This window comes from Pseudonocardia sp. CA-142604, assembly GCF_050948475.1.
GTDB lineage: Bacteria > Actinomycetota > Actinomycetes > Mycobacteriales > Pseudonocardiaceae > Pseudonocardia > Pseudonocardia alaniniphila.
Window position 1 is genome coordinate 3262378 of sequence record NZ_CP192045.1, and the last position, 18083, is coordinate 3280460.

Here is an 18083-nt window from a genome sequence, read left to right on the forward strand (position 1 = left end):
GCGGGCCGAACGAGACGTCGAGGCGTTGCGTCGCCGGGTCGATGCCAGTGGGCGCCGGCAACTCGCAAAATGCGGCTGATGGCTGGCCCGATCTGGTGGAGGTGGCACCGATGGACGCCCCCCGCTCAGAAACGACCCTCCGGACCGCACTCCCGGCTCGGCTCGACCGGCTGCCGTGGTCGCCGTTCCATTGGCGGATCGTGATCGGCCTGGGGTCGGTGTGGATCCTTGACGGCCTGGAGGTCACGATCGTCGGCGCGGTGGCCTCCCGGATGATCGAGCCGGGCAGCGGGATCACGCTGACGGCCGCCGACATCGGGACGGGCGCGGCGCTCTACGTGGCGGGCGCTTGCCTCGGTGCGTTGTTCTTCGGTCAGCTCACCGACCGGCTCGGTCGTAAGAAGCTTTTCATGGTCACTCTTGGCGTCTACTTGGTGGCGACCGTCCTGACCGCGTTCGCGTTTGCTCCCTGGTACTTCTTCCTGTGCCGGTTCTTCACGGGGGTTGGCATCGGTGGGGAGTACTCGGCGATCAACTCTGCGATCGACGAGCTGATCCCCGCCCGGAACCGCGGGCAGGTGGACCTCGCCATCAATGGGAGCTTCTGGGTGGGGTCGGGGCTCGGTGCTCTGGTGTCGCTGCTGCTGCTCGACGCGTCGTTGTTCGCGCCGAGCATCGGCTGGCGGATCGCGTTCGGCCTCGGCTTCGTGATCGGCCTGGGCATCCTGCTCGTGCGAAGACACGTGCCGGAGAGCCCGCGGTGGTTGTTGCTTCGTGGGCGGGCGGGCGACGCCGAGCGCATCGTCGAGCAAATCGAGGAGGACGTGCGGGCGGAAACGGGTGTCGAGCTGCCGCCGCCGTCCTACGAGATCGTCATTCGGCTGCGGCAGAACATCCGCTACCGGGACCTCGTCGCGATCGCCTTCCGGCGCTACCCCAACCGTGCGGTCTTGGGTCTCGCGCTGTTCATCGGGCAGGCCTTCCTCTACAACGCGGTCGTGTTCGACCTGGGGACACTGCTCAGCGGGGTGTTCGGCGTCAGCTCGTCGGCGGTGCCCGCGTATATGGCCGTGTTCGCGGCGTGCAACTTCCTCGGTCTGCTGCTGCTGGGCCGGCTCTTCGACACGGTCGGCCGGATTCCGATGATCGCGGGGACGTATCTGGGGTCGGCGGTGCTGGTCGCGGGCCTCGGGGTCCTGTTGCGTGACGGCAGGCTCACGACGACCTGGTTCATGGTGCTGCTGCTCGCGTCGTTCTTCCTGGCATCGGCCGGCGCGAGTTCCGCATACCTCACCGTCAGCGAGGTGTTCCCGCTGGAGATCCGAGGGCTCGCGATCGCGCTGTTCTACGCCGTCGGCACGGCGGTGGGCGGCATCGCAGGCCCGCTGCTTTTCGGCAACTTCATCCATAGCGGTGACCTTCGGCTCATCGCGCTGGGCTTCTTCATCGGCGCCGGCGCCATGGCTGTCGGCGGGCTGACCGAGCTGGCGCTCGGGGTGCGCGCCGAGGGCAGGTCGCTGGAGAACATCGCCACCCCGCTCACCGCTGAGGAGGCCGACGCCGACCCCCAGCAGCAGGGCGCCATCCAGGCGGCCCGGGAGCCCGCCCGCACGAGCGAGGAGGAGCATCGGGCGGCGCGCGAGCGGAACATGCGGATCCTGCGGCGCGCCGCCGAGCGGGCGACGGATGAGCGGCACGGGTTGCGGGCGGTCCGGCCCGGCCCCGGTTTCGCGTTCTACTCACCCGGCCAGATCGGCACCGCGGGCACGACGAGCCGCTGGGCAGCGGCGTCGGACGAAGCGATGGACCGGGAGATCGCCGTGATCGAGGGGGCAGTCGAGAGACTGGGCCCGACCCGGCGCGGGGCGCTGGCCGGTTATGCCGGGGGGCGCTTCTGGGGTCCCGGCCGGTTCCGCCGGGCGTTGCGACACGCTGTGGATGAGGGTCGCGTGCAGCGGCTGTCACGCGACAGCTACGGACCGCCCCGGGGTCGCGGCACCACTCGACGCGCCGGAGCCGACCGCTGACTCGGTGCCGTCAGGGCGACCAGCCGTCCTGCTGCTTTGCGCGCCTGGGCTGCTCGCCTCTGATGACGCCCGCGGGGTCGGAGGACGGAGAGCTGGCGGCGGCCAGTGCGCGGGAGGGCTTGGGGGTGTTTGTCCCGGAGGAAGGCGATCAGCTGCCCGCGCACCTCACAGCGGAGGTCCCACGACGAGGGCGCGTCTGCCGTCGATGCGAGCACCCGCACCACCATCGACCACGGCGTGGAGTCGACGTGCAGCACTCAGTCGCCGTCCCCGCGACAACCGCTGTGCCCGTTAACGCGAACTCGGCCGCTGCGGTGGGCGTCCAGTGCAGCGCCGGGCGCCGAGCAGGGGAGGGCGAGTGCCCCGATCACGGCGGTCGCCGTGGTTCCCCGGTGCGCCTGCGTCGAGGCCAGGAACACGGCGATCGTGACGCCCGTCGCGCCGCGCCCGTAGGTCACCCGCCGTCCGCAGGCGCAGAAAAGCACGCCGTGCAGGAGGAACAGGGTGGTGTCACGAGTCCACCGACCAGGGCGCGTGCGTATTGAGCAGGTCCCCGAGGCCGCCCCGGTGACGGTGCTCGGAATCGAGCGGCAGCCCGATCGCCAGCTGCGGCCCCCGGCGCGTGAGCCACGCGGCTCAGTCTTCAGGTGTCGAAACGCCACAGCGGTCGCGCCGGTTCACGAGCGACGACCGGGGCTGCTCGGCGCTGAAGCCAGACGCGCCGCCGTCAGACAACCGCCCCCCGTCCCGGCGGGTGCAGTCCGCGCACTGTACGTCGCCCTCCCAGGCCCATGCCCCGGGCACGCGTGCGGTCGCATGATCTGTTCGGGTCGTGCCGGGTGTCTGCCCGAGCCCCCCGCTCAGCTCCAGGAGGTCTGTCATGCACGCGAACCGCCCGTCCGCGCTGCTCGACGATCCGGCCACCGACCCGCTGGTGCTGGGGGTCCGCACCGTACGCACGGTAATCGTCGTCCGCGCCGTCCTAGCGCTGGCGTTCGGCCTCGTCGCGCTGTTCTGGCCCGACTTGACGGTGTTGGCCCTGGCCATCGCGTTCGGCATCTACGCGATCCTCGAAGGCGTAGCGAGCGTGATCGACGCGGTCCGCCATCGCGATCGGTCCCGTTGGTGGCTGGGCCTACTCGGCGGCCTCGCGAGCGTCGCCGCGGGTGTGCTGGCGCTCATCTGGCCGGGCATCACCGCGCTCGTCCTCGCTGTCGTCGTGGGCATCTGGGCGGTGGTCGCTGGGGCGGCGCAGATCGCCACGGCGTTCCGACTGCGGATGGTCGGTGGTCGCATCTGGCTGCTCGCGCTGGCCGGTGTTCTCTCGGTGATGGCGGGGATCGTCATCCTGGTCTGGCCGTCGGCAGGTGTGATCGGGCTGGCGGTGCTGCTCGGGGTGTTCGCGGTGGTCTACGGCGCAGCGCTCGGTGCCCTGGCCGTGGCGCTGCGCTCGCCGGTTCCGTGACCGAGCCGGAGCTGGAGGGCCCGACCTCGGTCTTCCGGTTGGACCCGGAGCTGCTGGACGCCGTTGTCGACGGTGAGGCCGACCGGCAGGCCGACGCGGCCCTGGCCGAGCAGGTGTCCACCGTGCTGCCGTGGCATGCCACGCTGCCGACGGACATCGCCGCCCGTCTGACCCGGCTTGTCCGGCATCTCGGAGGGGACGACGCCCTGCTCCGGTGGCTCGACGAGCACCCGGGCCGGCCGCGGGTCGTGGCGCGGGCCCACCGCCTGATCGGGCTGCTCGACCAGATCAGCGCCTCGCCAGCGGTCGTCACCGCAATGCGGGAGCTGCGCGAGCGCACGCCGTACCCGCCGGGGCTCGAGGGCTACCTCGTGCCCGACACCGACTCGGGAACACTGGCCTCCCTCGCCCAGCAGATCGAGGGCCTGCTCGGTGACGACCGTCCCGACGACGCCGTGGCGCTCTCACTCGCGACGATCGACGCATTGCGTGACGTGGGGCCGCGCGCCGTCGAGCTCGACCCGGAGCTGCGGGGGCTGGAGGAGCGGCTGCTGCAGCTCCGACGCGAGATCGAGGAGGCCCGTGAGCCTGATGGACGGGCCTCGCAGCGACAGACCTCAGGGGCAGCGAGTGGTGTGATGACTGAGGAGCAGTGGTTCTACTGCCTCAGGCACCGCAGGGTCGAGCCTTTCTATGGCTGCCGCGCTCTCGATCGCCTCGGGCCCTACCCGGACCGGGAGACTGCGGCGCGCGCCCTCGAGATCGCCCGGGAGCGCACCGAGGCGGCCGACCGCTACGACCGCGAGTGGTGGGAGGGCGAGGACAAGAAGGACGAGAACAGTTGACCCAGCCCGTCGGGACGACGATCACTCCATGGTCGGGGTCACCGCCATCTGCTGGCCGCGCCGGGGCGACCCGACCGCGCGAGAGCACCCGGGTGCTCTTCGCGTTCTGCGGTACGGGAAGCGGCGCGAGATCAAGCTGGGGGACTCCTGCTCGGCCCACAGGGCATCGGGGAAACGCACTTATCGGGTTGGGGGTCAAGGCCACCCAAGCCGGCTACTCGGTCTTGTTCGACACCGCCACGAACCGGCCGGCCCACCACGCCGGACAACTGGAGACCGAGCTGAAGAAGATCCGCCGCTACAAGCTGATCATCATCGACGAGGTCGGGTACACCTCTTCCGATCAGGACGCAGCGAACCTGTTCGTCCAGCTCATCGCCTCCCGCTATGAACAGGGCGCGGTCATGGTCACCAGCAACCTGCCCTTCGGGCGTGGGGCGAGACGTTCTCCGATGACGTCGTCGTAGCCGCCATGATCGACCGACTGGCCACCAGTGCTCACTCTGACCGGCGACTCCCACCGCACTCGCCAACGCCGCGAACTCCTGGTCAAACAGAACCGCGCCGCACACGACTGACCGAGCCAGAGGGCGGGATGTTGCTCGCGCGGATCGCCCAGGACGTCGCGCCGCTGCGCGAGGCCCCGGTCGCCGCCATCGATCACGTGGAGACCTTCGCCCCTAGAGCGCCGCCAGCGCGAGGTTTGCCCGGTGGCAAGTGTCGGCGTACGGGCGCAGCCCCCTCGGCTTGCTGGCCAGCGAGCTCCGCACGTTCTACTTCGATGTCCGTTGACCAGTCGGTGAGCCACCTCGCGTGCTGAAGGGGATTTTTCGCTCCGATGCTTCAAGGCCTGCGTGAGCAAGGCCGTATGACAACTCAGCCCACCGGGGTGGAATGAGCCTATGGGCCTGCCGCAGCCGAGCCCGGCTTGGTAGCCGGGGGCATGAGTGTGATCACCTGAGTTGGCCCCGGAGCCGTTGTTGTCACGAATGTTGGCCCCACCTGTCGTAGCGACCTACTTCGAACTCGGATTGCGGCCGCGCCGCCGCGCGAGTTCCCGCCTGCCGTACGTCGCGTCTCGGACGTCCTCCTCGCTCTCGAGGCTGGAACCGAGCGCCCCAGCCACGATGCCGACCGAGCTCGCCAGCCACACCAGCTTTAGGTAGGCGCCGAACGAGGCGGGCCGGTGCAACTGCGAGGAGAAGTAGCCGGGATCGATCAACGCTAGCGCCGCGAGCAGCCCGGCGAGGTAGAGGAGTGCATACATGCACGTGACCCCGAAGACGATCGTGACCGCGGTGGCGGCGTTGTAGAGCGCCGCCACCGCCCGGTCGTCTGCGCGGTCCCAGAGGTGGTTATAGATGATCAGCCAGGTCGCCATCGCCAGGATCGCGACAAGAAAGATGACCAGCAGCCGCAGCGGCGACAGCGAGGCCGCCATCTCCCAGAAGTCCGTGGTCACGATGGAGTATGCGGCCACCGCGGCGGCCGCCGCGGTGGCAGTGGACAGGTGGGGGACGAGCCGCCACGGGCGGTTGTCCCGCACCATCCCGGCGAGCAGCCGCAACCTGCCGCGCAACCCGACCAAGGCGAGATGTGCGTCGGCGTCATCCTCAGAGCTCATGTAGCGCAGCGAGCTGAATCGCCGGATGCCTGGTGGGCATCCCCCCTTGGACCCGCACTCGTGCCCGGTGAGTGCCCGCACGAGGTGAACAGTGGCCTGGCGCGCTCGGCGGCGCACGCCCAGGGCTCCGAGCCCGGGCAGCGAGACCATCCCGCTGTGTGCGCGCGCGATCAGGACGGTGGCGACGGGGCGAGTCCCAATGCGGCGAGGCAAGTCGGTCAACACGATCATGACGTCCCACCCCTGCCGCGTGCGGTGCTCCTGCGCGAGCGACTCCACCGGGACTAGGCCCTGGTCGTTGAGCGGGATCTCGCGGGTCTCGGTGCTCACGACCCACTCGGTCGCGTCGTCGACCTCTGCAGCCAGCACGCCGGGCAGGCCGGGCACAAGGGCAGCGGCGAGATCGGTAGACACACCGGGATCGGCCAACAGACCGACCCGGACCCGGTGGCCGCGTTGTCGACCCTCTCGGGTGGATCCGCCGCCGCCCGCCGAGTCGTGTGAACGGTCATGTGCTCGGTCGTCCATGGCCGCCCCTCCTTCGATGGAGGCCGCAATCCAGCTGGCCGTGGATCGCCTCAGGCCCAAGCCGATGCGATTTACCGGCTCCACGACCTCGGCATCACCATCCGAACAGCTCGAGCAGACCCACCTCCACGCCCGGCAGGGCCTGGACCCACAAGATCGCTGCCGCTCCTGCGCTGGGCCATCAACCGCCGCCCGGCCAGCCCGGCGCCGGTCAGTATCTCCGCGCGTTCACCCTGTGCCAACCGTCTCCACGGCCTTCAGCACCACCCGGGCGGCACCTGGTCACGCTGCACGAGCTCCCCCAGCCAACCCGGCTGCGATCACCGCAGCGTTCGAACACCACCCAATGGGACCGCACGCCCCTGCCTCTGTCGACGCCGGGTCGACGCTGAGCAGTTGTTGGCGCAGGCCAGGGCGCGAGGCATCGAGCTGGTCGGCCCGAACGGGCTGCTCGAACAGTTGATCAAGAACGTGCTCGAGACCGCCCTGGAGGCGGAGATGAGCGAGCACCTGGGCTATGACAAGCACGACCCGGCGGGGCGCGACGGCGGAGCCTCCCGCAACGGCACCCGGGCCAAGACGGTGTTCGCTGAACTCGGGTCGGTCCAGATCGAAGTCCAGCGCGATACCGACGCCAGCTTCGCACGCGGCAGATCGTGCGCGAGCGCCAACGCGGGCTGTCGGACGTGGACGAGGTCGTTCTGTCGCCGTCGGCCAAGGGGCCGACCACTGGGGAGATCCGCGCATTTCGATGACATCTACGGCCAGAGGGGTCAGTTGCAATCCGTCGCGACAGAGTCAGTACCAACCCGTCGTTGACGTCGCAGCCGGGGTGGCGGAGCGGATGCGTCCAGCAGTGCAGGGTGGGCAGGTACCGCTGAGCCTACGAGGCCGAAGACTGGCCGGCGGGACGCGACGAGGCTGGCTGGGTGAATTCAGGACGGCCAGCGGCCGCGACGGCCGAGCGTTGCATCCGCGGTCGCGCCCACGTCTGCCGCACACCGGTGGAAGGGCGATCCAGGGGAGGGCGAATGTGGGAAGCGACCCCTGTGCCGCTGCTGGTCGTGCGCTCGCACTCGTCCAGAAGCCGATCGAGGCGCGACTCGATCGGAGCGATACCAGGGGCCCTCAGCAGCAGGCGCCATCTTCGATGCGCCGCGCCCGATGAATGTGAGCAACTGCCGCATGACACGTCGTAATGCCGTCTTCCGCCGCCGCCGAACCCACGTGACCGATCCGGCTCTGGTGCTCCGCACGCGGTGTCATCGGTGCTGGATTACGCAGGGTGAGCCCGTGTCTGGAGCGTGAGATCGTGGTTGCTGGCATTGAGTCGGTGCAGACCGCAGGCGGCCGGCCGCGGGTTGTGGTCGTCGGCGCCGGGTTTGCCGGTTTCCACTGCCTGCGGACGCTGGAGAGGCGACTGCCACCCGGCGTGGCGGATCTCGTCACGGTGAACCCGGCGGACTACATGCTCTACGTTCCGTTGCTCCCCGAAGTCGCGGCCGCGATCCTGGAGCCGCGCCGGGTCGCCGTATCGCTGCGAGCCCGGCTACCCCGAACCCGGGTCGTGCTCGGCAACACCACAGAGATCGATCCTGCGGGGCGCACCTGTTCCGTTCTCGATATCGAGCGGCGGCAGAGGACCCTGCAGTGGGACCGGGTGGTCGTCGCGTGTGGCTCGGTCACGCGGCTGTTGTCCGTCCCTGGCGTCGCCGATCACGCGAAGGGCTTCAAGTCAATCGCCGAAGCCATCTACCTGCGCGATCATGTCCTGCGCCAGCTGGAGCTGGCCGAGCAGGCGAGCGATCCAACCGAGCGGGCGGCCAGAACCACGTTCGTCGTGGTGGGCGCCGGGTACACCGGGACCGAAGTCGTTGGGCAGGGCAAACTGCTCACGCGCGACGCGCTGCGCCAGTTCCCGGGGCTACGGTCTGACGAGGTGCGGTGGCTGCTGCTCGATCTCGCTCCGCGCGTGCTGCCGGGGCTCAACCCGCGCCTGTCCGCGCCGGCGGAGCGGGTTCTCCGGCGCCGGGGCGTGGACGTGCGGCTGCGGACCACGGTCAGCGAGGTCACCCCCACCTGCGCCGTGCTCAGTGACGGCACGGAGATCCCGACCCGCACGGTCGTCTGGTGCGTGGGCGTGCGCCCCGATCCGCTCGTGGAGACCCTGGGCCTGCCCACCCGCGGAGGTCGCCTCGTCGTCGACGAGTGCCTCTCGGTGCCCGGCCACGACGACATCTACGCCGCAGGCGACGTGGCCGCCGTGCCCGATCCAGGCCGACCCGGGGAGATCACAGTCATGACCGCCCAACATGCCCAGCGGCAGGGCGAGCTCGCCGGGATCAACATCGCCGCATCGCTGGGACACGGGCAGGCCCGCCCCTACCGGCACGCGGACAAGGGATTCGTGGTCGATCTCGGCGGATCCCAGGCCGTCGCCGACCCGTTCCATCTGCCCGTCACCGGTGTCGTCGCCAAGGCGATCACCCGCGGCTACCACCTGGCGGAGCTGCCGGCCGGGCGGTCGCGGGTGGCCATGGACTGGTTGCTCGATGCGCTGGCCGGGCGCCCACTCGTGCAGTTCGGATTCGTCACCGAGACCGCGGTGCGGCTCGCCGACGCGGATCGAATCGCATGACGCCGGGCCGGTCGACAACCCTCAGGAGGAAGCATGCCGGATCGGTTGTTCCGTGATCGAAGAGATGCCGGGCAGGCGTTGGCCGGTTTGCTCGAGCGCTACCGGGGTCGGCCGGATGTGGTGGTCCTGGGGTTGCCGCGGGGTGGTGTGCCGGTGGCCTACGAGGTCGCTCGTGTGCTGGGTGCCCCGTTGGATGTCTTCGTGATCCGCAAGTTGGGGGTGCCCGGCCGTGAGGAGTTGGCCATGGGCGCGATCGCCAGCGGCGGGGTGGTGGTGGTCAACGACGATGTCGTGCGTGCCCTGGGCATCACCTCGGATGTGATCGAGCGGGTGGTCGAGCAGGAGGGGCGCGAGCTGCTGCGCCGGGAGCAGGCCTATCGGTCCGGGCGACCGATGCCCGAGCTAGCGGACAGAACGGTCATCGTCGTCGACGACGGCCTCGCGACGGGCTCGAGCATGCGCGCGGCGCTCATCGCGCTGCGTGAGCACGAGCCGGGGCGGATCGTCGTCGCGGTTCCTGCCGCGCCGAAGTCCACCTGCCAGGAGCTCTGGGCGATTGCCGACGAGGTCGTCTGCGCGACGACCCCGTCCCCGTTCTACGCGGTGGGCGCCTCGTACTGGGACTTCGCCCAGACCACCGATGAAGAGGTCCGTGACCTGCTGCGTGCCGCGGCGACCTCGGCCCCGGCGCGGAGGACCGAGCGGGCCGTCAGTGAGACCGCCGTGATCCGATCCGCCGGTATCCCGACCGAGGAGGGCGTGCCGTCCAAGGAGGTGTTGTTCGACCTGGTCGGCGACGCCCACCTCGTGCTGCTCGGGGAGGCGTCGCACGGCACTGGCGACTTCTACGCCGCGCGTGCGGCGATGACCCGCCGGCTCGTCGAGGAGAAGGGGTTCTGCGCGGTCGCGGTCGAGGCGGACTGGCCGGACGGCTACCGGGTGAACCGGTATGTCCGGGGGAGCGGTGACGACGCCGACGCCGAGGAGGCGCTGCGTGGTTTCCAACGCTTCCCGACCTGGATGTGGCGCAATGCGGTGGTTCTCGACTTCGTGGGCTGGTTGCGGGAGCGCAACGACCGCGTCGCCGACGAGCTCGGCAAGGTCGGCTTCTACGGGCTGGACCTCTACAGCCTCTACCGCTCGGTCGACGAGGTCATCACCTACCTGGACCGGGTGGATCCGGCGGCGGCCCAGCGGGCCAGGGAGCGCTACGGCTGCTTCGACCACTACGGCACCGACGACGGGCAGACCTACGGCCTGGCGGCCGCGATGGGGGCTGGCGACACTTGCGAGCAGGAGGTGATCGACCAGCTCGCCGATTTGCAACGCCAAGGGGTGGAGTACGCCCGCCGCGACGGGCTGCTCGCCGAGGACGAGCAGTTCTACGCCGAACAGAACGCCAAGGTCGTCAAGAACGCGGCCGAGTACTACCGCTCGATGTTCAGCGGGCGGGTCTCGTCGTGGAACCTGCGTGACCGTCACATGGTCGAGACCTTGGACGCGGTGCAGAACCACCTTTCCCGCGGCACGCTGGCGAAAATCGTGGTGTGGGAGCACAACTCCCATCTCGGCGATGCCAGGGCGACCGAGGCGGCGGCCCGGGGCGAGCTGAACGTGGGGCAGCTGGTGCGCGAACGCCACTCCGGTGACTGCCGCAATCTCGGGTTCACCACTTACACCGGCACGGTGACCGCGGCGGATGACTGGGGCGGTGAGGCGCAGCGCAAGTGGGTGCGCCCGGCGCTGCCGGGCAGTGTCGAGGAGATGTTTCACCAGGTGGGGCGGAAGGAGTTCATGCTTTCCTTCTCGAAGTTGACGCGGGCGGCCGGGGTGCTCCGCTCGGCCCGCCTGGAGCGGGCGATCGGAGTCATCTATCGCCCGGAGACGGAGCGCCAGAGCCACTACTTCCGCGCCCGGGTCGCCGACCAGTTCGACGCTGTGATCCACATCGACGACACCCGGGCGGTCGAACCCCTCGAACGCACCTCTGTCTGGGAGACCGGGGAGATGCCCGAAACCTACCCCTTCGCGGTCTGATGCCCGCAGGACCAGCCAACGCAGCCACGATGCCGTGGCTGCCGCGACGCCGAGGAACCCGTCATGAGTGGCGTTGACGCCGAAGCTCGGCCGACTCGAGGAAGAGCCGGCATGCCGATCCTGGCACGCGGGTTGGTGGCGCGCGTGGTTCGCGGCATCGAGATCACCGAGGACGTCGTCCACGTGACGGTTGGGATCCTGCTCACGGTGCTGGCGATCGTGCTGATCGTCGATACCGCGCGTTACATTGCCGTCGTACTGGCCGGCCCGTACAACCTTCCGGTGATCGTGCTCGCGATTCTGGAGGAGGCTCTGCTGCTGTTCATCGTCGCCGAGCTCCTGCACACCGTCGCTATCGCAGTAGAACACCGGGGTGCCCTGGACCCCCTGCCCTTCCTGGTGGTGGGCCTGGTCGCCGCCATCCGAAGCGTCCTCATCCTGACCGCAGCCGCCGAGAAGTCGTTCCAGTGGAACCCGCAAGGGATCGAACTACTCATCCTGATGGCGCTAATTCTCGTCCTGGCCCTTACCGCTTTGGTGTGGCGGCACTCGATTCGTCTGGACGCCGAGCTTCCCTCGGTAGCGCCGACATCGCCGACGGGAAAGGGCAAGGACGATCGTCCAGGTGCTCGCCGCCGCCCCACTGCTCCGCCAGGAGCGCGCCGCAGCGACGGATCAGGGTGACCAACGTGGTACGCCACAACACGAACCGGTCCATCTCGTCGACGTCAACGAGGCGATCGCGCCGACCCGTGCACGTTCACCGCTGACGGCAGCAGCGGTGGCAACCGCGACGCCCGCGGGCCGGGCGTCGTCGCCGCCTCCGACGCCGCGCTCGAGCAGGTTCGGGCTGCACAGGTGTTCCCGCCGCCGCATGTACCGACGACGTTGCGGCTCGTGGACATCGTGTCCGAGGACCACGGTGTGGACGCAGACGGTGGTCCAAAACGGCCGCGGCGCGGCGACCCGGATACAGGGATTTCTGCCCGGGATGGCATACCTCAGGCGGCGTGGCCGGGAGTGGTCCGGGCGGCGGTGGCCGGGTACGGCGTGGAGCTGATCGAGGCCAGGGGGTCCCGCCACCGTGGCCGACCACCACGGCCGACGCCGACCTGCCCTCCCGGGCCGACTCCCGGCAGCGGTATTCGTGCCGCCGGCACCGTGCGTGCGAGCAGTACCAAGGCAGACCATCGTCCTACGGGAAGCCGATCGATCTACGAGGAGGGCTCATGACGAGGACCGCTCCCGCCCGCCAGGACTCGGGCTCCTCCGATTCCTTCGCCGCCGCCGTGGAGGAGGAACGAGTGCTCCTGGCGCGCTGCGTCGAGATGGCCTACGAGTCGTTGCGCCTGATGCCCGGGGTGGACACCTCCGGACGTACCCTCGTGTGGTTCGCAGGCCACCTGCTGCAGGCCCACCGTCGGGCGGCCGGCACCGACTGAGTCCGTCGCCGGCCGTAACCCCCGGCACAGGAGGTGGTGCCACCGCTGTCACGCGCATAGCCTGAGATCCCTCTGCGGACCGGTGCCCCGGTGCTCCCCGCCCCCGCTCCTCCGGTCCGCGCGGATCGTCGAGGAGAACGCGTGACCGCTCGTTACCCGCTGGTGCCGGTGCCGTGCAAACACTGCCCAGCCACCAGGCGCCTCGGCGCCGTCCACCACCAGCTCGGCTGCCCCGCCGAAAGCGCGAACCTCGCCTTCTTCGGGCACCCGGACCTGATGGAGCTCGACCTGCACCTCGCCGACTTCTACCCGGAGGTGTAGCCGGAGCCCGGGCCTTCCGTGGTCCGGGCGCCTGCCAGATCGGCAGCCGGAGAAGTGCGGAGCGCGATGCCGCCATCAGACGTCGATTCGGCCTGATCACGCAGTACGTGGTCCAGCCAGCTGCGCAGGGCCGGCGCCTGTATCTCGCCGTAGCGCCGGGCCACCACCTCGCCTCTGCGCAGCACCATCAGCGTCGGGATGCCGCACACGTGGAAGCGCTGTGACGTCCGGGGCGCGGCCACAACCTCCACCTCCACCACCTTGATCTCCCCGGCCCGTTCGGCACCCAGCCGTTGCACGACCGGTCGCACCATGCAGCTGAGCCCGCACCAGCTCGCCCACAGGTCCACGAGCACCGGCATCGACACCTGCTCCGCCACGTCGGCGAACTCGTCGTCGCCGGCACCGGCGATCCACGGCAGGGCCTGGTGGCACTTCCCGCATCTCGGGACACCCGTGGCGACGGCGGCCACCCGATTGCGCTGCCCGCAGTGCCGGCAGGTGACGATGCGCCCGCCGTGCGCGCCTCCCGCGTCGTCGCCGAGGTGGAGCGCCGTGACCAGCCACTGGAAGGCGTCCTGCAGGCGCACCAGCCAGGGATCGTGGGACACGTCGAGGACCTCATGGTCGTCCCGAGCCATCGGCTGATCCTCCCCACAGGTTCTACGCAGCGACGGTCGCATCACCGGGGCACGTCGTGCACCGGTCCGCAGGCTGCAATCTCGCCCTCCGTTCTCGTCCCGGCGGGTCCGTCCCGGAGGTCACCTGTGAGACCTCTCCGCCGAGAACCCGGCTCACCCCGGCTGGCTCCGCCGGGTGTATTGCGGGCGGGTTTCTGGTCCCGTCAGGCCCACGAGCCGCGTGGCCCGGCTCCGGGAAGGTCGCGGTGCCGACGCAGCGAGCGCCGCGGCGACCACAACGACCACAACGACCACAGACAGACGGAATAGGGAGCGACTCATGGGCTCGGAGCTGCAGGGCAAGACGATCGCCATCCTGGCGGCCGACGGGGTCGAGCGCGTGGAGCTCGAACAGCCACGGGGAGCCCTCTACGGCGCAGGCGCGCGGAGCGACCTGCTCTCGATACACCCGGGCGAGATTCAGGCCCGCCAGTTCGACATGGTGTCCGCCGGGACGTTCCCGGTGGACCGGCAGGTCTCCGACGCGAACGTCGACGACTACGACGCCCTGCTCCTCCCGGGCGGGACCGTGAACCCGGACCAGCTGCGCATGAACGCCGACGCCGTCGGGTTCGTCAAGGCATTCGTCGCCACGGGCAAGCCGGTGGCTGCGATCTGCCACGGCCCCTGGACGCTGGTGGAGGCCGATGTCGTCCGGGGGCGCCGGTTCACCTCGTGGCCGAGCGTGCGGACCGACCTGCGCAATGCGGGGGCCGAGGTCGTCGACGAGGAGGTGGTGATCGACGGGCAGTTCACCACCAGCCGGTCGCCGGCCGACCTTCCTGCGTTCTGCCGGGCGATCGTCGAACAGTTCGCCGGCGCGCCGGTGTCGCGCTGACGTCATTCCGGCGCCAACCGCCACCCTCCCGGTGCGTCAGCCGGCCGGGAGGGGCGGCAATGGGAAGCGGAGCGTCGCGGCGCTCAGATGATCGCGCAGCCGCGTCTCCGCCTCCACATGCTGGACGCTCCCGCCCTCGTCGATGACTGCTTGTACGAGTTCGTCGATGACATCCGGAGTCCTGCGCAGCGGGTTGCCGCAGATCGGGCACCGGTCGCCCGCGGTCGCCATCCAGCCGTCGTCGGCACAGACCACGCCTGGCCACATGACCTCGTCGTGGACCAGGAGCAGATCGACCGCGGCAGTGGCGCCGGCCCACAAGCAGTCGTTGAGACCGACCGCGGCGAGCCCACCAGCGGCATGCTTCTCCAGGGCCTCCGCCACCAGCCGCTCCTCCTCCGCCCGCTCGTAGCGGTCGACGACCTCCTGCGCGCGGTCCCGGATCGCCCCGAGGTCCTCCTCGCGAGGGTGCGCCGGGAACGTCCCGGCGACGCGGTCACGTACCTCTCGCGGCAGGTGGTCCAGCAGCTCCGGGATCTCATGCTCGTGGCCGCCGACGGCAACGATGTCGAACTCGCGCCGGCGGAGATCCTCGGCCAGCCGCTGCGCGACGGCGCGGTAGTGCCGCTTCGCCAGCAGCTCGGCCTTGTTCCGCGTCGCGACCTCGCGCATGCCGTACGCGTAGTCGGGCTTGCGCAGCGCCCGGTCCCGCAGCTTGCCACGCTCGACCATCTCGTCCTGGTAGAGGTCCCAGAAGCGGGCATGCGCGCGGTCGACCACCACGACACGGCAGCGGTGGTACTCGTCGAGCACCGCCACCAGCGGACGGACCCACGGCGTCGCGTCGACCACGAGGCTGTCGCGAACCCGGCGCGGCAGCTCGACGACCTCGAACAACCCCCGCCCGGAGCACGAGAAGAACGCGACGGCCTGCGGGCGGAGGTGCTCCTCCGTCACGGCCTCCACGATGCGTTCCACGTCCCCGCGCAGGGACAACCGGGCCTCCCGGTCCAGATCGGGGTCCTTGGTGAGCAGGCGGGCCTCGTGTAGCACCCCGTCCACCGCGCTCGGAAAGGCCCGGCGGTCGTCGGGGTCGATGCTGACATACACCGACAGCACCGGCAGACCGTCGCCGTCCATCCCAAGGATGCGGTCGACCGTCTCGACCTCGAGCATCGCCGTCCTCCTCAGGAGACCGGAAGCTCGCCGAGCGTGACCGTGATCGTGAACGGTTCTGCCGCCGGTGGCCGTGTCCCCGTAAGCCGAACGGCGTCGCCCGGACGACGTGAGGCAATCTGCGTCTGCAGGTCTTGCGCGGTCCGAACCTCGTCGTCCCCCAATCGGGTGATGAGGTCGCCGACACGCAGGCCGGCCGTCGCGGCGGGCCCGTTCGGGTCAAGGGCGGCGACGCCGACCCCGATCGGCTGCCCCTGGTCGTTCGTGACGGTCAGCCCGGTGATCCCGAGAGCCGCGCGTCCCGAGTTGATCACGCGCCCGTGGTCGATGATCTGCTGGGCGAGGTCGCTCGCGATGTCGCCGGGGATCGCGAACCCGATCCCGGCTGCCACCCCGCCGATGCCTTGGTTCACGGCGGCGACCGAGGGGATGCCGACGACCTTGCGGTCGAGGCTGACGAGCGCGCCACCGCTGTTGCCGGGGTTGATCGGGGCACTCGTCTGGATCGTCTGGCGGAGCACGGTTCCGGGGAAGCCGATCTGCGGCTCCGGCGGCTCCGAGACGGTCCGGCCTAGCGCCGAGACGACGCCCTGCGTCACGCTGCTCTCCAACCCAAGCGGGCTGCCCATCGCCATGACGATGTCGCCCACCTGCAGGTCACGAGCGGCGCCGAACTGCGCGGGCACCAGGCCGCCGGTATCTTGCACCTTGATCACCGCGATGTCCTCGGGCGGCCAGGAGTACACGAGCGTCGCCGTCCGCACGGTGCTGCTGTTCGCGAACCTGACCTCGAACGCCTTCCCCGTACCGACGACATGCGCGTTGGTCACGATGTGCCCGTCGCGGTCGAAGACGACGCCGGACCCCACCGATCCCGGCTGGCTGATCTCCACGACCGAGGGCAGGACGGCCTGAACGACCCCGGCGAACTCCTCCGACAACCCCTCCGCGATCCGCGGGGCGGGCGCCGTGTCGTCGCGGCCGGCGCACCCGGCCAGGGCGGCCGTGGCCGTCAGGAGCAGCGTCAGGACGAGAGCCCACGCCGAGCGCGCACCCGGATCCGCACGGCGAACAGGTCGCATCGGTCAGCCTCCTCGATCTCGGGACGAGTGTCGGCTCCCGCTCGTCGGCAGCACGGACGTTGCCAGCACCAGCAGGGTGTAGTGCACAGCCCGGCAGGACGAACTGCGGGCATGTGGCCGTCCCGGCAGGGCAGCACGGGACGCTCCAACGTGGCGCACAGGCACCGACAGGTCATGAACAGCCAGGCCGTCGTGTCACGTGTACGGCCCTGACTGAGGCCCCCGCCGGCCTCACGGCGGGCACGGGGAGTCCACGAGCCGAGCGATGATCGGGCCGGCTGTCGCGAGGGCCACGACGTAGGCGGCGACGAGTGCGCCGAGCCCACTATCCGCGGGCGAGGCGACCAACCCGATGACGACGATCGAGAACTCACCGCGGGCGATCAGCGCGCAGCCCGCGCGCAGCTGCCCGTGGCGGTCCACTCCGTCCCGTCTCGCCGCGTAGGCGCCGGCGAACACCTTCGTGAGTGCGGTCACGGCCGCAAGGACCAGCGCAACCGGCAGGACCGGCACGAGATCGGCAGGATCGATCGAGAGGCCGATGGCGAGGAAGAACGCCGCGGCGAACATGTCGCGGATCGGCGTCAGGACTGCGCGCGCCCGTTCGGTGATCTCACCCGTCAGGCTGAGTCCTACGAGGAACGCCCCGACTGCCGCGGAGATATTGATCAGCTCGGCAAGGGCGGCCACGAGCAGGGTGATGCCCACGATCCGCAGCAGGAGCTGCTCGGGCTCCAGATGGGCCAGGAAGCCGCCGATCCGGTGCCCCCAGCGCCGCGACGTCAGCAACGCCATGAGCAGCGCTGCCACCGCGACCAACACGCCGAGCAGCGCTTGCCACCAGGTCCCGCCGGCCGCCACGACGGTCAGCACGGGGAGGTAGATCGCCATCGCGAAGTCTTCGAGCACGAGCACTGAGAGGACGGCCGGGGTCTCCGAATTCCGCAGTCGTCGCAGGTCGCCCAGAAGTCGGGCAACGATGCCGGACGACGACACCCACGTGACCGCGGCCAGCGCGAGGACCCCGACGGCGTCGAGACCGAGGACCAGCCCGGCGATCGCGCCGGGGGTGGCGTTGAGAACGGCGTCGACCGCGACGGATGGCAGATGGCGCCGCAAGCTCTCGGCGAACTCGTCGCCCGAGAACTCCAACCCGAGCATGAGCAGTAGCAGCACGAGGCCGATCTGGGCGCTGGACTCGATGTAGGCCCCCGAGCTCGGGACGAGCGAGAAGCCGCCGTCGCCGATGGCGAGTCCCGCCAGTAGGTACAGCGGCACAGGGGTCAGCGACAGCCGGCGCGCGATCGTGCCGAGCACGCTCAGCACGATCAGCAGGATTCCCAGCTCGAGTAACAGCGCGACCGATGGGGACACCTTCGG

At 70.1% G+C, this 18083-nt stretch carries 16 protein-coding genes and 1 pseudogene; 11 read left to right on the forward strand and 6 right to left on the reverse strand.

From position 1 onward, the window contains the following. Positions 1-110: 110 nt before the first annotated feature. A complete protein-coding gene (locus tag ACQPZQ_RS15080; protein WP_433296069.1) occupies positions 111-2027 on the forward strand; it encodes an MFS transporter in 1917 nt (638 codons plus the stop codon). A gap of 257 nt (positions 2028-2284) precedes the next feature. On the opposite strand, the gene ACQPZQ_RS15085 is transcribed toward ACQPZQ_RS15080, so the two are convergent. Then, positions 2285-2485 (reverse strand): hypothetical protein, encoded by a 201-nt coding sequence (locus tag ACQPZQ_RS15085; RefSeq protein WP_433296071.1) that lies wholly within the window; start codon positions 2483-2485, stop codon positions 2285-2287. Positions 2486-2907: 422 nt separating this feature from the next. On the opposite strand from ACQPZQ_RS15085, the gene ACQPZQ_RS15090 reads away from it, so the two are divergent. The 3 genes from ACQPZQ_RS15090 (at position 2908) to ACQPZQ_RS15100 (ending at position 4804) form a co-directional block, all read left to right on the forward strand. Continuing rightward, positions 2908-3492: an HdeD family acid-resistance protein gene (locus tag ACQPZQ_RS15090; protein WP_433296073.1), complete on the forward strand. Its 585-nt coding sequence runs from the start codon at positions 2908-2910 to the stop codon at positions 3490-3492. Further along, complete coding sequence (locus ACQPZQ_RS15095; protein WP_433296075.1) at positions 3489-4337, forward strand: hypothetical protein; 849 nt, start codon at positions 3489-3491, stop codon at positions 4335-4337. The genes ACQPZQ_RS15090 and ACQPZQ_RS15095 overlap by 4 nt, the downstream gene beginning before the upstream one ends. 188 nt (positions 4338-4525) lie before the next feature. Then, positions 4526-4804 (forward strand): ATP-binding protein, encoded by a 279-nt coding sequence (locus tag ACQPZQ_RS15100; RefSeq protein WP_433296077.1) that lies wholly within the window; start codon positions 4526-4528, stop codon positions 4802-4804. A gap of 548 nt (positions 4805-5352) precedes the next feature. Here the strand turns inward: ACQPZQ_RS15100 and ACQPZQ_RS15105 are convergent. Further along, positions 5353-6375 (reverse strand): hypothetical protein, encoded by a 1023-nt coding sequence (locus tag ACQPZQ_RS15105; RefSeq protein ID WP_433296079.1) that lies wholly within the window; start codon positions 6373-6375, stop codon positions 5353-5355. 510 nt (positions 6376-6885) lie between these two features. Here ACQPZQ_RS15105 and ACQPZQ_RS15110 point away from each other — a divergent pair. From ACQPZQ_RS15110 to ACQPZQ_RS15135, 6 genes and pseudogenes are all read left to right on the forward strand, one after another. Beyond that, positions 6886-7281: pseudogene (locus ACQPZQ_RS15110) on the forward strand (transposase); the annotation flags it as partial. Positions 7282-7801: 520 nt separating this feature from the next. Further along, the gene (locus tag ACQPZQ_RS15115; RefSeq protein WP_433296081.1) at positions 7802-9127 is read left to right on the forward strand and encodes an NAD(P)/FAD-dependent oxidoreductase; all 1326 of its coding nucleotides are present in this window, start codon (positions 7802-7804) and stop codon (positions 9125-9127) included. Between the two features lie 33 nt (positions 9128-9160). Then, positions 9161-11164, forward strand: a complete 2004-nt coding sequence (locus tag ACQPZQ_RS15120) for an erythromycin esterase family protein (protein ID WP_433296083.1) — start codon at positions 9161-9163, stop codon at positions 11162-11164. A 144-nt stretch (positions 11165-11308) separates the two neighbouring features. Continuing rightward, positions 11309-11848, forward strand: a complete 540-nt coding sequence (locus tag ACQPZQ_RS15125; RefSeq protein ID WP_433296085.1) for a phosphate-starvation-inducible PsiE family protein — start codon at positions 11309-11311, stop codon at positions 11846-11848. A gap of 545 nt (positions 11849-12393) precedes the next feature. Next, positions 12394-12606 (forward strand): hypothetical protein, encoded by a 213-nt coding sequence (locus tag ACQPZQ_RS15130; protein ID WP_433296087.1) that lies wholly within the window; start codon positions 12394-12396, stop codon positions 12604-12606. Positions 12607-12747: 141 nt separating this feature from the next. Continuing rightward, positions 12748-12927, forward strand: a complete 180-nt coding sequence (locus ACQPZQ_RS15135) for a hypothetical protein (RefSeq protein ID WP_433296089.1) — start codon at positions 12748-12750, stop codon at positions 12925-12927. On the opposite strand, the gene ACQPZQ_RS15140 is transcribed toward ACQPZQ_RS15135, so the two are convergent. Further along, positions 12912-13568, reverse strand: a complete 657-nt coding sequence (locus tag ACQPZQ_RS15140) for a thioredoxin family protein (protein WP_433296091.1) — start codon at positions 13566-13568, stop codon at positions 12912-12914. The genes ACQPZQ_RS15135 and ACQPZQ_RS15140 overlap by 16 nt on opposite strands. A 319-nt stretch (positions 13569-13887) precedes the next feature. Here ACQPZQ_RS15140 and ACQPZQ_RS15145 point away from each other — a divergent pair, with 319 nt between their 5' ends. Then, a complete protein-coding gene (locus tag ACQPZQ_RS15145; protein WP_433296093.1) occupies positions 13888-14445 on the forward strand; it encodes a type 1 glutamine amidotransferase domain-containing protein in 558 nt (185 codons plus the stop codon). A 36-nt stretch (positions 14446-14481) separates the two neighbouring features. Here the strand turns inward: ACQPZQ_RS15145 and ACQPZQ_RS15150 are convergent, their stop codons facing one another. The 3 genes from ACQPZQ_RS15150 to ACQPZQ_RS15160 form a co-directional block, all read right to left on the reverse strand. Beyond that, on the reverse strand, positions 14482-15621 hold the full coding sequence (locus ACQPZQ_RS15150) for a hypothetical protein (protein WP_433296095.1): 1140 nt from the start codon (positions 15619-15621) through the stop codon (positions 14482-14484). An 11-nt stretch (positions 15622-15632) separates the two neighbouring features. Further along, positions 15633-16703 carry a S1C family serine protease gene (locus tag ACQPZQ_RS15155; RefSeq protein ID WP_433296097.1) on the reverse strand — a complete coding sequence of 357 codons (1071 nt, stop codon included), beginning with the start codon at positions 16701-16703 and terminating at the stop codon, positions 15633-15635. 231 nt (positions 16704-16934) lie between these two features. Continuing rightward, positions 16935-18077 (reverse strand): cation:proton antiporter, encoded by a 1143-nt coding sequence (locus tag ACQPZQ_RS15160; RefSeq protein ID WP_433296099.1) that lies wholly within the window; start codon positions 18075-18077, stop codon positions 16935-16937. Positions 18078-18083 lie beyond the last annotated feature (6 nt).